The following is a 12,740-nucleotide window of genomic DNA, read 5'->3' as shown; positions in this document are numbered from 1 at the left end:
GACACCAAGGGCATCGGCGATCAACTCCGGGTAGTCTCAAGGCGTCCGACAGCCTCTTGCCACATTCTCAAGCGCCTTTACCGCCGCCCAAAGAACATCGCGGCGATGCAGCTTGACGGCCCGCAAGGCCTCCTCCTCGAATTGCTCGATCAGCTCCCAGCACAGCAACTCGGTGCGGCTCGGCGTCAAGACCTCCGTTTCAGCCTGAAACTTGCTGACGATGTGCTGGAGCTCTGCCTGCCAGGCCACGAGAGATGGCGGCGGCTGATTTGCCAGCTGTTCAACCAGTTGCCGATACCGCCCGTACAATTCGCGCGCCGGCACTGTGCTCCTCCCGTTCGCTGCCATGGCTCGTCAGCCTGAGATGGTCGTCCTGTGCAGGACATGCTCACGCTCTGCGCATTGAGAGTCCAGCTTGAAATCCCAGTATCACAGGCTTAACCATGATATATGCATGTTCGCCGACAATAGTTGATGTCTGATACATGATCACCTCAGCCCAGCTCCGAGCGGCCCGGGCGCTGCTCGGCATGGACCAGCGCACACTGGCAGACTTGTCAGGGCTGTCGCTGCCGACCATCCAGCGCATGGAGGGAAGCGGAGGACAGATCCGCGGCAACGTCGACTCGCTGGTGAAGCTCGTGGGCGCCCTCGCGACCGCCGGGATCGAGCTGATCGGCGAGGGCGCAGTGAGCCCCACCGGCGGCCGTGGGGTGCGGTTGCGGGGAAGCGGAGAACGCTAGATGGCCCTCGGCGCAGCCCTGTCGTGCGTGGGGATCCTGCTCGGCTTCGCCGCCTGTGCCGTCGCCGCGGCACGCAGCCGTTTCGCCACACCTGTCCTCTACGCCGGCTGCCTCGCGACATCCACCGTCCTGGGAGTTCTCGGCGCCGCGCACCTGCTATCCGCCGCCGCGGTGTCCGACACTCTGACGCTGCCGCTCGGCCTGCCCTGGATCGGAGCGCGTTTCAGGCTCGATACCCTGTCCGCGCTGTTCCTGGCGATCGTCGGCTTCGGCGCCGCGGCGTCCAGCCTGTACGGCTTCGGTTACGGCCGCCACGAGGAGGCCCCGCACCGCGTGCTGCCCTTCTTCCCAGCCTTCCTGGCCGGCATGACCCTGGTGGTCCTCGCCGACGACGCCTTCACCTTCCTCCTGAGCTGGGAGTTCATGTCGCTGACGTCATGGGCGCTGGTGATGGCGCATCATCGCGACCCGGAAAACGTTCGGGCCGGCTTCGTCTATCTGGTGATGGCGAGCTTCGGCACTCTGGCACTGCTCCTCGGCTTTGGCGTCCTGGCAGGGACTGGGGGCGCCTATGGCTTCGACGCGATCCGCGCCGCGACCCACCCGGCGCCGCTGTCAGCGTTGGCTCTCGTCCTGGTCCTGATCGGCACCGGGTCGAAGGCGGGGCTGGCGCCGCTGCATGTCTGGCTGCCGCTGGCGCATCCGGCAGCGCCGAGCCACGTCTCGGCGCTGATGAGCGGCGTCATGACCAAGGTCGCGGTCTATGGCTTCATCCGCATCGTCTTCGACCTGCTCGGCCCCCCCGACTGGTGGTGGGGCGAAGTCGTGCTCGCCGTGGGCGGCTTGACCGCCGTCCTGGGCGTCCTGTCGGCGCTGATGCAGACCGACCTGAAGCGGATCCTGGCCTACAGCACGATCGAGAATATCGGCTTCGTCTTCGTCGGCCTCGGCTTGGCCCTCGCATTCAGGGCCAATGGCATGGAGGCGGCAGCCGCCCTGGCGCTCACCGCCGCCCTGCTCCATGGCATCAACCACGCGCTGTTCAAGTCGCTGCTGTTCTTCGGCGCCGGCGCGGTGCTGACCGCGACCGGCACGCGCGACCTCGAGCGGCTGGGCGGCCTGATCCATCGGATGCCGACGACGGCGCTGGCCATGCTGGTCGGCTGCGCCGCCATCTCGGCACTGCCGCCGTTCAACGGCTTCGTCTCCGAATGGCTGACACTGCAGGCCATCCTGCTCAGCCCGGACCTGCCGCAGTGGGGGCTGAAGCTGATGGTCCCCGCCGTCGGCAGCCTGCTGGCGCTGGCCGCGGCGCTCGCCGCCGCCTGCTTCGTCCGGCTCTTCGGCATCGCCTTCCTCGGCCGGCCTCGCTCCGCGGCCGCAGAGCAGGCGCGGGAGGTCGACCGCTGGTCGCTCGCCGTGATGGCCGGGCTTGCCGGCCTCTGCCTCGTCGTCGGCATTCTGCCGGGCCTCGCGATCGACGGGCTGGCGCCGGCGGTGCGCGGCCTGGTCGGAGCCGAGATGCCTCGGCAGACCGCGGTCGCCTGGCTGTCGATCGTTCCGATCGGAGAAAGCCGCAGCTCCTACAACGGACTCCTCGTCTTTCTCTTCATTGCCGTCTCGGCCTCGCTCGCCGCCTTTGCCATCCACCGCCTGGCGTCGCGCGCCCTGCGCCGAGGGCCGGCCTGGGATTGCGGCTTCCCCGACCCGAGCCCGGCGACCCAGTACAGCGCCGGCAGCTTCGCCCAGCCGATCCGCCGGGTCTTCGGCACCGTCGTCTTCCGGGCGCGCGACCATGTCGAGATGCCGCCGCCCGGCGACCTGCGGCCAGCCCGGCTGCGGGTGGAGCTGCACGACGTGATCTGGGACCTGCTCTATGCGCCAGTCGCCAGGGCCGTCGGTGTCGTGGCGGATCGGATGAACCGTCTGCAGTTCCTGACCATCCGCCGCTATCTCAGCCTCGTCTTCCTCGCGCTCGTGGTGCTGCTGCTGGTGCTGTCGATATGGTCCTGATCCTCGACCTCGCTGTGCAGGGGCTGCAGATGCTGCTGGTGCTGCTGGCGGCGCCGCTCCTGACCGGTTTCGTGCGCAAGGTGAAGGCGCGGCTGCTGCGCCGCCGCGGGCCGCCGTTGCTGCAGCCCTACCGGGACCTAATCCGGCTCCTGCGCAAGGAGGTGGTGCTGGCCGAGCACGCCTCCTGGCTGTTCCGGGTGGCGCCTTATCTGATCTTTGCCGCCACCTGGGTGGCCGCGGCCCTGGTGCCGACTTTCGCCCGCGGCTTGGTCTTCAACTGGTCGGCCGACCTGATCGCGATCATCGCGCTGCTCGGCAGCGCCCGCTTCTTTCTCGCCCTGGCGGGGATGGACATCGGCACCAGCTTCGGCGGCATCGGGTCGAGCCGCGAGGCGATGATCGCCACCCTGGCCGAGCCGGCCCTGATCATGATCGTCTTCATCCTGGCCCTGGTCGCCGGCTCGACCCAGCTCTCGACCGTGGCGGGCATGATGTTGTCGCCGGAGGTGGGGCTGAGGGTGTCGCTCGGCCTCGCGCTGATCGCCCTGATCATGGTTGCGATCGCCGAGAACGCGCGCATTCCGGTCGACAATCCGGCCACCCATCTCGAGCTGACCATGGTGCACGAGGCCATGGTGCTGGAATATTCCGGCCGTCATCTCGCGGTCATCGAGCTCGCCGCGTCGCTGAAGCTGGTGCTCTACATCTCGCTCATCGCCTGCGTCTTCGCGCCCTGGGGGATGGCGCCGCTCGGCGCCGGCGCCGGCGCCTATGCTGCGGGCCTCGCCGCCTATGCCGGCAAGCTGGCCGTGGCCGGCTTCGCCCTCGCCGTGTTCGAAACGGCGGTCGCCAAGATGCGGGTCTTCCGGGTTCCGAACTTCCTCGGCGCGGCACTGATGCTGGGGCTGCTCGGCACCTTGCTCCTCTTCGTCTCGCGGAGCCTCTAGATGAATGGCCTGACCTTCGACGTCGCGCATCTCCTCGCCGGCGGTCTGGTGCTGGTCAGCTTCATGCTGCTCTACCAGGACCGGCTCTACGCCCTGCTGAACGTTTTCGCGATCCACGCCCTGGTGCTCGCGCTCTCGGTCGCCTGGCAGGCTTTCATTCAGGACGCCCCCCACCTTTACGTCACCGCACTCATCGCTCTGGTGTTCAAGGCGATCGTGATCCCGGTGGCGTTGCATCGCATCGTCGCCCGGCTCGGCATCCATCGCGAGATCGAGACGGTGGTCGGCATCGGTCCGACCATGCTGGCCGGGATCGCGCTCGTCGCCCTCTCGATGGTGGTGATGCTCAGGGTCACTGCCAACGCGGATCCACTGGCCCGCCAGGACCTGGCCTTCGCGCTCTCGGTCCTGCTGCTCGGCCTCCTGATGATGGTGACCCGGCGCAACGCCGTCAGCCAGGTGATCGGCTTCATGTCGCTCGAGGACGGCCTGGTCCTCGCCGCCGCCGGCGCCAAGGGCATGCCGCTGGTGGTCGAGATCAGCGTCGCCTTCTCGATCCTGGTCGCCTTCATCGTCATCGGCGTCTTCCTGTTCCGCATCCGCGAGCGCTTCGATACGGTGGACGTGCACGCGCTCGACCGCTTTCGGGGCGAGCGCCGATGACGACACTCCCGGCCAACCCTGTGCTTCTGGTCCTGCTGATCCCGGCCGGGGCGGCGGCGCTCCTGGCCATCCTGCCGGGCTACCGGCTGTCCGCGCGGCTGAACGTCCTGGCCAGCTTGCTGACCCTCCTGTCAGCCCTGCTGCTGTTCCTCGGCAAGCCGCAGCCCAACGCCTATTTCCTGATCGACGATCTCAACATCGTCTTCATTGTGCTGAACACCTTCGTCGGCTTCACCACGAGCCTGTTCAGCGCCAGCTACATCGCGCACGAGCTGGAAACAGGGCGGCTGACGCCGGGCCATCTGCGATTCTATCACGCCATGTACCAGGCGATGATGTTCGGCATGAACCTGGCGCTGGTCGCCAACAACATCGGCCTGATGTGGGTGGCGGTCGAGCTGGCGACCCTGACCACGGTCCTGATGGTCGGCATCTACCGCACGCCCGAGGCGATCGAGGCCGCCTGGAAGTACTTCATCCTCGGCAGCGTCGGCATCGCCATGGCGCTGTTCGGCACGATCCTCGTGTACATGGCGGCTCAGCCGGTGGTCGGAGAAGGCCTCGACGGCATGGTCTGGACGGTGCTGATCGACCGCGTCGCCGCCTTCGACCCGGCGCTCCTGAACCTCGCTTTCATCTTCCTGCTGCTCGGCTACGGCACGAAGGTCGGCCTCGCGCCACTGCACGCCTGGCTGCCCGATGCCCATGCCGAGGGCCCGACGCCGATCTCCGCCGTGCTCTCGGGGCTGCTGCTGAACGTCGCGCTCTATGCCGTGCTGCGCTTCAAGATGCTGCTCGCGGCCCATCCGACAGCGATCGCGCCCGGGCCGCTGATGGCGGTGATGGGCCTGACCTCGCTGCTCTTCGCCGGCCTCATGCTGTACCGGCGGCGCGACATCAAGCGGCTGTTCGCCTACAGCTCGATCGAGCATATGGGCATCATCACCTTCGCTTTCGGCATGGGCGGGCCGCTGGCGAACTTCGCCGGCCTGTTGCACATGACCATGCACAGCCTGACCAAGTCGGCGATCTTCTTCGCCGTCGGCCACATCGCCCAGGTCAAGGGCACACAGAAGATCGCCGAGATCCGCGGCCTGACCGAAAGCCATCCGGTGCTCGGCTGGGGGCTGGTCACCGGCGTCGTCGCCATCGCCGGGCTGCCGCCCCTCGGCGTCTTCATGAGCGAGTTCCTGGTCGTCACCTCGACCTTCGCCCGCGAGCCGCTGCTGGCGGTGCCTCTCGTCGTCGGCCTTCTCGTCGCCTTCGGGGCGCTGCTGCTGCGCGTCCAGGGCCTGGCCTTCGGCGAGCCCACCGGGTCCTCGGCGCCCATCCAGGCCTCGACCGTGCCGATGCTCGGCCATCTCGCGCTGGTCCTGGCGGCCGGCGTCTATCTGCCGCCGCCGCTGACCGCCTGGTTCCAGCACGTCGCGGGCCTCCTGGGCTGAGGGAGACAAGTAGCATGCCTGCGCTGGCCGACATCATTCTTGCGGGGGACAGAAGCGAGACAGATCCGTCGTGGATGCGAGCCGTCGTCGATACGGAGCTGTGGGAGACCGTCGCAGAGTCATTGGCGAACGGGTCGTGGACGCTGCTCGGGCTCTGGGGCGAACAAGGCGTCGTCCATATGGCGGTGCTCGACGAGCCGGCTTCCGACCTTGCCGTCATCAGCCTGAACTGCCCGGACGGCCGCTTCCCATCGGTCGGCCGGCGTCACCCGCCGGCGATCCGGCTGGAGCGGGCGATCTGGGACCTGTTCGGCCTGAAGCCGACCGGCATGCCGGACGCCCGGCCATGGCTCGACCATGGCCGCTGGGGTCTGCACCAGCCGCTCGGCGGCCGGCGACCGGCCCTCGACGTCGAGCCCTACCCCTTCCTGCCGGTCGAGGGCGAGAGCCTGCATCAGATCCCGGTCGGCCCGGTGCATGCCGGGATCATCGAACCCGGACATTTCCGGTTCACGGCGAATGGCGAGACCGTGGTCCGGCTCGAAGCTCGTCTCGGTTATGTCCATCGTGGCCTCGAAGGGCTGATGGCCGGTGCCGATCTCGACCACGCCGCCCGGCTGGCAGGGCGGGCCTCCGGCGACAGCACCGTCGCCTATGCCAGTGCCTTCGCCCGGGCGGTCGAAGCGGCTCTCGACGTGAGGATTCCGTTCCGCGCCGCCTGGCTGCGCGCCCTGATGCTCGAGCTGGAGCGTCTCGCCAACCACCTCGGCGACATCGGCGCCATCTGCAACGACGCTGCGTTTGCCTTGATGCATGCGCATTGCGGCGTGTTGCGCGAACGCGTGCTGCGCGCTGCCGGCAAGGCCTTCGGACACCGCCTGATGATGGATCAGGTCGTGCCGGGCGGCGTCGGTCTTGATCCCGACAATCACGGACTCGAGGCGCTGGCCGCGCTCGTCGATGAGATCCGCCTGCGCTTCCCGCCCCTGGTCGAGCTCTACGACAACACCGCCTCGTTGCAGGATCGCACGGTCGCAACCGGCGTCGTCACCCCCGCCCTGGCGCGCCAATTCGGAGTCGGCGGCTTCATCGGGCGAGCGTCTGGCCGATGCTTCGACGCGCGGAAGGCTTTTGGTGGTGCGCCTTACCGCATGCTCACCTTCGACGTCCCTGTGCTGGAAGAGGGGGACGTCGACGCCCGCGTCAGGATCCGCATCCGCGAGGTCGAGCAGACCCTGTCCCTAATCACCCAGATCCTCGAGCGGTTGCCTGCGGGCCCGGTCCGATCCGAGATCCCACGCCGGGCCGGCGAGGGCATCGCATTGGTCGAGGGCTTCCGCGGCGATGTGTTCGCATGGGTCCGTGTCGATCGCACCGGGGCAGTCCTGCGCGGCCATCTGCGCGATCCGTCCTGGTTCCAATGGCCGCTGCTGGAGGCCGCGATCGAAGGCAACATCGTCGCCGACTTCCCGCTCTGCAATAAATCCTTCAACTGCTCCTATGCGGGGCACGACCTTTGAGGACGCCATGCGCCGGCACCTCTTTCTAGGCCTCATTCGGCCGCCACTCACCGATCCCCCGCCATCCTTGGATGATCCGGAGCTCGCGGCTCTGGCCGCGCGCCTCGACGTGGCGGCCCGCCGGCGGTTGGGGCGCAGCCTGTCAATCCGCGAGGTCGATGCAGGCTCCTGCAACGGCTGCGAGCTGGAAATCAATGCCCTGAGCAACGCCATCTATGATCTCGAGCGGTTTGGTCTCCGCTTCGTGGCTTCGCCGCGGCATGCCGACGTGCTGCTGGTGACAGGCCCCGTGACCCACAACATGCGCGAGGCGCTCGAGCGCACGCATGCGGCCACGCCGGCGCCGAAATGGGTGGTCGCGGTCGGCGACTGCGCGGCAGGCCACGGCCTCTTCGCGGACTCATATGCCACAGTCGGCAGCGTCGCGGCCGTGCTGCCGGTCGATCTCCAGATCCGCGGCTGCCCACCGGATCCGACGGCCCTGCTCAAAGGGTTGCTCACACTGATGGAGGGCGGCGGCACCGGGGACCGACGCCGTGAGACCGCTGGGCACCATGGTCCTGGCCGAGGGATTCTATGATGTCGAGGCGTCGCGCCGGAGAGATGATGCGCTGCGCCGGAGGCACCTGCCGGTCTTATATCCGCGGCAGGAAGGTTCCGGCCAGGCGCTCCCGCTCAACTGCTCAAGGACTTCAGAGGCGACCGACATGCAGACCCGATTTCCCCCCGTGTCGCCATTGGCAGCTGCGCTCGGCTGCAAATGCCCGCGCTGCGGCCGTGGCGCCCTGTTTCGGGGATTCCTGACCGTCTCCGAGCGCTGCGATGTCTGCGGCCTCGAATTGTCCAAGGTCGATTCAGGAGATGGCCCTGCCGTGTTCCTGATCTTCATTCTCGGCTTCACCGTGGTGCCGGTTACCCTCTGGCTCGGCTTCTCGTTCGATCTGCCGGCATGGGCGCCGGTGGCCATTGGAGCCGTGCTCGTCATCGCCATCAGCGCCGTTTTGCTGCGTCCTGCCAAGGCGCTGGTCGTCGCGCTCCAGTATCGCGGCCGACGCAGCGGCTGAATCCCGATATCAGTCAGGTGACGGCCCAGGCAGCGGTCGTGGCCGTCGCGCATGGTCACGACCGCCGGGCCAGCGGGCATTCAACGCCGACGAAGCGCGCGATCATGGCCGAAAGGAACGCGTCCGGCACCAGGAGACCGAAATCGATTGCCGCCATCAGCCCCGACCGGCGGCGTCCGCGAGCGGAAGGGGCCGATGGTCAAGACCGGCGGCACCCGCGCCAAGTCCTGGCCGGCCGCGGGCTGCTCGCGCCGCACCTCGCGTGGCGCCATGCCGAACTGCGCCCGGAAGCGCCGGTTGAAGGTGGACAGGTCGCGGAACCCCCAGGTGAAGGCCACCTCGGTGATCGAGAGGTGCCGCCACGCCGGGTCCGCCAGCATCTTCCGGCACTCCTCGACCCGGCGCCGGCCGATCCAGCCGGCCACACCGATGCCGGTCTCCGCGAACAGCATCTCCAGCTTGCGGCGCGAGAGGTGCAGCCATTCGGCCACCTCGTCCACGCTAAGCCGCGGGTCTTGCAGCCGGCTCTCGATGAAGGCGCAGGCCTCCGGCAGGGATGCGGGGCCGTTGTGGCCGGATGTCCGCGCAGTCGAGGCCGGGCTGAAGGCCAGCGCGACCAGGCGGCAGATCGAGTCCTGGATCCGGTGCTGCATCGGCCGCGCCAGGCGGCCGCATTCGCGCCAGGTCGTCTGCAGCAGGCTCAGCAGCAGGGCGCCGGCGCCCTGCCGGCTATCGATCCCCAGCCCGATCGAGAGGTCCGGCGCGATCAGCAGGGGTTCGAGACGATGGCGCGGCAGGCTCCACACCTGCACATGCGGGTTGTCCAGGCCGACCTCCTCGAAGGGCAGCGTGGCGTCCGCCAGCGTCATCTCTCCGAACCGCCGGTGAAACGTCCGGCCGGCATGGCTGAGACGCCCGACCCCATAGATCTGCAGGACGAGGTTGTAGCCGTCCCATCCATCCCCGGCGGGATCGCGCCCGGCCCCGACCAGGCGGGCCGCGCTCTGCTGGCATTCGCTCGCCCGCCCGTCGGCGAAGCTGCGGACGACGAGGCGGCCATACACCGCCTCCCCATCGAGCGGCTCCACGGCCGTCAGATCGGGATAGAGATGGCGGAGCGCCGCCTGCCAATAATCCTCCCGCTCCGGTTCCGGCACCGCATCAGTCGTCCAGATGTCCTCCGCCTGGTCGGCGGAAACCGGCAGTGACCGCTTCTCGAGCATCGGCTTCCTGACCCTATGGCCACATCGCCGGCTGAGCCGGGCGGATGCGGATGGTTGACGGGATTCGAACGCCACCATCCTGGACCCGGACTTCGACCGAATGCTCTCACGGCTTCGGGTCGCCAACCACGCCATCGCGGGTCGGTCGACATAGACTATATCAGATCACCATAAAGGGAAGGACCGATCAAGCCGACAGAACGATGTTCGTTTTCCTAGGAATATTAGCACAATATTCATCTCGCCTCGGTTCGATCAGGCGTTGGCCGAACCAATTCCATGCGGATATCCACGAATACTTGACTCCGCCGCCTGCCCGGAAGGCCGCCCGTCGGCAGGGCCACGGCCCACCGCCTAGAAGCCTCCGGCGAGCCGCTCCACGTCGCCCGAAACGATCCGGGTGCTGTTGCCGATGACCTTTCCCTGGCCGGTGCCGGGGTTATCCTGGGTGAAGTATATCGCATCGCCCGCCCTGTAGACGGCACCGCAGACCGTGGACGCATTCTCGGAGTAGCAAAGCTTTCCGTTCGCTACGGACCATCGCCCGACAAACGAGCGTCGCTGGTCCCTGTAGTAGTACTGGCCATCCGGACGATAATACTCGACCCATGGGTCGCCCGCGCGCAGCGTCCCTGTATCGATGGCGTAGCGGGCATAGACCGTCCGGTTCGACAGCAGGGAGACGATCTCCGTGGCGGACAGCGGGATCGCCGCGGTGGAAACCGGGGTCGTCGCTGCGGGAAGCTGGGTTGGCGCGGTGGAGACCAGCGGCCCGGCGGCGGGGAGCGGATTCCCCGGGGTGACAAGCACAACCTGGGTCCCTGGGTTGGCCGGGGGACCCGGCGTGATGATCGAGGTCCCTTCGGGGACGATCAGGGTCGAGCCCGGGGTTTCGACCGCGATGGCCTCCTGCCTCGGGGGGCCCTGGCCGCAGGCCGACAGAGCAAGGGCAGCCACTGCGGATGCGATGACGCCGTTTCTGATTGCCCCGGGCCTGGCCTCGCGTCCCAGGCACCGCCTCACCGGCCGTCCGGATCCGTTGCCGATGTCGGTTCCCCGTCTCGGCGGACGCTCCATCGCGAATGGCAATTCGCGATCGGAGCGCCCTTCCCTGGCTCCGGCGGCGAGAGCGGCGCCGGCCACCAGCCCGAGAGGCGGTTCGACACCGGCCCGGATCACCATCGTCATCTCTCCTCTTTCGGAGACGGCGGTGAGCAATATCGTCCGCACGGCTCCAGCATCAAGGGGCAGCGGCGGGCGCGAGGCGCGGTCCCGCCGCGACGCGCGCTTCCGGGCTCATTTGCATCAGTTGCGGAACGCGCTGCCGGCGCTCCTGGAGAACCCGCCGCCGAACGCCGACCCGATCCCGTCTCTCGAGGCCGAGGTGGCGCGGGACGACGAGATCCCGGACGACAGGGCGGACGTGCCGTCCGGCCCGGCGGTGCCGCCGCCGACCGTGATGCCGGAATTCGATCCCGCCGCGTCGGCATCGCCGACGACCGCGGCGCCACCCATGCTGGTCGAGATGCTCATGCCCCCGGCGCCGGTCACATTCACCGGGCCGGACGTGTCGTTGACGTTCAGCCCGCCGCTGACGCCGAAGCTGGAATTGGCGCCCAGCGCGGCCGCGAAGCCGCTCGGCGCTCCGCTGGCCGCCGCCAGGCCGTTCGATGCGGCGCCGCTGAACCCGGCCGCGTTGTCGGTCGAGGCGGTGCTCGCGCCGATGCCGGTGCCGAAGCCCTCGGCGGTGCCGGAGGCGCCGCCGCTGCTCACCGTTCCGGCGGTGCCCAGGCTGCCGCCACGGCTGATCGTGTGTGAGAAATCGAAGGCCATCGCCGGACCGCCGGCGAGGCAGAGGGCGATGGCCGACGTCAGGAAGACGGATCTGGTTCTGTTCATGACCCTGGTCTCCGGATGTGGAAGGCGAGGCCCCGCCGGGATCCAGGCCCGGGCATCCCGGGACCGTTCAGCGGGGCGACAGGCGGGCCGGCGCGGCCCATGGCACGCGCCGGCCCTTGCGAACAAATGGCCGCGGGGTCAGTCCCGCGACGCCGTGCCCTCGCCCGTCGACTCGCCGTGGCCGGTGGCCGCCGACGAACCACCCTCGGACGTCGCCTGGGCCCGGCTGTCGCCGATGGCGCTGGCGGACGCCGAGGTGCCGCTCGCGTCGGCGCTGCCCGAGCCCAGCCCAAGGCCGGCCCCCTCGCCCAGGGCGGATGCGGCCCCCGTCGACGCCGCGGTGCCGTTGCCGAACGCGCTGCCCATGCCCCCGGCCTCGGTCGACTGGGTCGGGCCGCTCAGGTTGTTCTCATTGGTGCCGAAGCCGGTCCCGTCCGCGATGCCGTGGCTGACGCTCCGGGCGGTACCGCCGAGGACGCTGTTCACCTCGGAGGAGCCGGATGCAAAGGCCCCGCCCAAGCCGGTCGCGGTGTTGGTGCCTGCGGTGCCGATGCCCACCCCGGTGCCGACGCCCATACCCTCGGCGAGGCCAAGTGCATTCGACACTGTGGAAGCCGCGCCGTCGCCACTACCGGTGGCACCGGCATTGCTCAGATCGAAGGCAAAAGCGGAGCCACCGCCGATGATCAGGATCGATGAGGCTAGAAGTGCCATGCGAAGCGTCTTCAACTCTCACTCTCCTCTTTGACACATACACTCTCTCATCAAGGAAATCCGCCCTTGATGAGGTGATTATTCATCACATCTCGATCATGACAGCCGATAGCGGTCGGTTCTGCGCAGATCGCGAATCGAACGTTGCGGTCTGCGCAAATTTTTGGTGATCTGCCAAAAACTCATGGCCTGACCTGCAATCAGCCCGCGGCTGGGACGGGACTCGCAATCCGATCGCGTCGACAGTTCGCAATCACTCCGCAGTGATATTCACATGAGTCCTTGAATAATCGGCGAGAATCCGATCTGGAGACTGCTCGTCTCGGCACGGATTGTTACTGCCCAAGCGAAGCACCGATGTACCGCTCGATAATACTGTCTGGGTTCTGGTGCTTCCGCACCAAAGCTTCGGCGCTGCATGATCCAGATGCAGCACCGACCCGGCTGCGGTCGCCGCGTCCGGAGGCAGGTTGCCCGTCGTCGGACATGCGCCTCCATCGAAGGTGCGC

General features: G+C 68.1%; 14 protein-coding genes. 8 read left to right on the top strand and 6 right to left on the bottom strand.

Annotation, left to right across the window (positions count from 1 at the left end; all coding sequences use genetic code 11):
• Positions 1–36: 36 nt before the first annotated feature.
• Complete coding sequence (locus tag AAHM41_RS34985) at positions 37–324, bottom strand: hypothetical protein (protein ID WP_342241253.1); 288 nt, start codon at positions 322–324, stop codon at positions 37–39.
• A 161-nt stretch (positions 325–485) separates the two neighbouring features.
• Here AAHM41_RS34985 and AAHM41_RS34980 point away from each other — a divergent pair, with 161 nt between their 5' ends.
• The 8 genes from AAHM41_RS34980 (at position 486) to AAHM41_RS34945 (ending at position 8,395) form a co-directional block, all read left to right on the top strand.
• Positions 486–743, top strand: coding sequence for a helix-turn-helix domain-containing protein (locus AAHM41_RS34980; RefSeq protein ID WP_342241252.1), 258 nt, complete (start codon positions 486–488; stop codon positions 741–743).
• Entirely contained in the window at positions 744–2,756 is a 2,013-nt protein-coding gene (gene hyfB / locus AAHM41_RS34975; RefSeq protein ID WP_342241251.1) for a hydrogenase 4 subunit B, read from the top strand.
• On the top strand, positions 2,747–3,703 hold the full coding sequence (locus AAHM41_RS34970) for a respiratory chain complex I subunit 1 family protein (protein ID WP_342241250.1): 957 nt from the start codon (positions 2,747–2,749) through the stop codon (positions 3,701–3,703). The genes hyfB and AAHM41_RS34970 overlap by 10 nt, the downstream gene beginning before the upstream one ends.
• Positions 3,704–4,366 (top strand): hydrogenase-4 component E, encoded by a 663-nt coding sequence (locus AAHM41_RS34965; RefSeq protein WP_342241249.1) that lies wholly within the window; start codon positions 3,704–3,706, stop codon positions 4,364–4,366.
• The gene (locus tag AAHM41_RS34960; RefSeq protein ID WP_342241248.1) at positions 4,363–5,811 is read left to right on the top strand and encodes a hydrogenase 4 subunit F; all 1,449 of its coding nucleotides are present in this window, start codon (positions 4,363–4,365) and stop codon (positions 5,809–5,811) included. Before AAHM41_RS34965 ends, AAHM41_RS34960 begins: the two co-directional genes overlap by 4 nt.
• Positions 5,812–5,885: 74 nt before the next feature.
• A complete protein-coding gene (locus AAHM41_RS34955) occupies positions 5,886–7,331 on the top strand; it encodes a hydrogenase large subunit (RefSeq protein WP_342241247.1) in 1,446 nt (481 codons plus the stop codon).
• Positions 7,332–7,338: 7 nt separating this feature from the next.
• Positions 7,339–7,911 (top strand): NADH-quinone oxidoreductase subunit B family protein, encoded by a 573-nt coding sequence (locus AAHM41_RS34950; RefSeq protein WP_342241246.1) that lies wholly within the window; start codon positions 7,339–7,341, stop codon positions 7,909–7,911.
• Complete coding sequence (locus AAHM41_RS34945) at positions 7,886–8,395, top strand: DUF983 domain-containing protein (protein WP_342241245.1); 510 nt, start codon at positions 7,886–7,888, stop codon at positions 8,393–8,395. The genes AAHM41_RS34950 and AAHM41_RS34945 overlap by 26 nt, the downstream gene beginning before the upstream one ends.
• An 80-nt stretch (positions 8,396–8,475) precedes the next feature.
• Here the strand turns inward: AAHM41_RS34945 and AAHM41_RS34940 are convergent, their stop codons facing one another.
• From AAHM41_RS34940 to AAHM41_RS34920, 5 genes are all read right to left on the bottom strand, one after another.
• Complete coding sequence (locus AAHM41_RS34940) at positions 8,476–9,618, bottom strand: helix-turn-helix domain-containing protein (RefSeq protein ID WP_342241244.1); 1,143 nt, start codon at positions 9,616–9,618, stop codon at positions 8,476–8,478.
• Between the two features lie 354 nt (positions 9,619–9,972).
• Positions 9,973–10,806: a hypothetical protein gene (locus AAHM41_RS34935; protein ID WP_342241243.1), complete on the bottom strand. Its 834-nt coding sequence runs from the start codon at positions 10,804–10,806 to the stop codon at positions 9,973–9,975.
• Positions 10,807–10,923: 117 nt separating this feature from the next.
• Positions 10,924–11,517 (bottom strand): hypothetical protein, encoded by a 594-nt coding sequence (locus tag AAHM41_RS34930; RefSeq protein ID WP_342241242.1) that lies wholly within the window; start codon positions 11,515–11,517, stop codon positions 10,924–10,926.
• 138 nt (positions 11,518–11,655) lie between these two features.
• Positions 11,656–12,246 (bottom strand): hypothetical protein, encoded by a 591-nt coding sequence (locus AAHM41_RS34925; protein ID WP_342241241.1) that lies wholly within the window; start codon positions 12,244–12,246, stop codon positions 11,656–11,658.
• A 238-nt stretch (positions 12,247–12,484) separates the two neighbouring features.
• On the bottom strand, positions 12,485–12,740 hold a 256-nt coding region (locus AAHM41_RS34920), incomplete at its 5' end, for a hypothetical protein (RefSeq protein WP_342241240.1).

Source organism: Inquilinus sp. OTU3971, from assembly GCF_038440215.1.
Note: the sequence above shows the minus strand (reverse complement) of the source record. Positions and strands in the feature narration are given on the sequence as shown.

Coding starts and splice junctions, on each gene's coding strand:
- AAHM41_RS34935 (WP_342241243.1), bottom strand. CDS start 10,806: ATGACGATGGTGATCCGGGCCGGTGTCGAACCGCCTCTCGGGCTGGTG.
- AAHM41_RS34970 (WP_342241250.1), top strand. CDS start 2,747: ATGGTCCTGATCCTCGACCTCGCTGTGCAGGGGCTGCAGATGCTGCTG.
- AAHM41_RS34955 (WP_342241247.1), top strand. CDS start 5,886: ATGCGAGCCGTCGTCGATACGGAGCTGTGGGAGACCGTCGCAGAGTCA.
- AAHM41_RS34980 (WP_342241252.1), top strand. CDS start 486: ATGATCACCTCAGCCCAGCTCCGAGCGGCCCGGGCGCTGCTCGGCATG.
- AAHM41_RS34960 (WP_342241248.1), top strand. CDS start 4,363: ATGACGACACTCCCGGCCAACCCTGTGCTTCTGGTCCTGCTGATCCCG.
- AAHM41_RS34940 (WP_342241244.1), bottom strand. CDS start 9,618: ATGCTCGAGAAGCGGTCACTGCCGGTTTCCGCCGACCAGGCGGAGGAC.
- AAHM41_RS34965 (WP_342241249.1), top strand. CDS start 3,704: ATGAATGGCCTGACCTTCGACGTCGCGCATCTCCTCGCCGGCGGTCTG.
- AAHM41_RS34945 (WP_342241245.1), top strand. CDS start 7,886: ATGGTCCTGGCCGAGGGATTCTATGATGTCGAGGCGTCGCGCCGGAGA.
- AAHM41_RS34950 (WP_342241246.1), top strand. CDS start 7,339: ATGCGCCGGCACCTCTTTCTAGGCCTCATTCGGCCGCCACTCACCGAT.
- hyfB (WP_342241251.1), top strand. CDS start 744: ATGGCCCTCGGCGCAGCCCTGTCGTGCGTGGGGATCCTGCTCGGCTTC.
- AAHM41_RS34930 (WP_342241242.1), bottom strand. CDS start 11,517: ATGAACAGAACCAGATCCGTCTTCCTGACGTCGGCCATCGCCCTCTGC.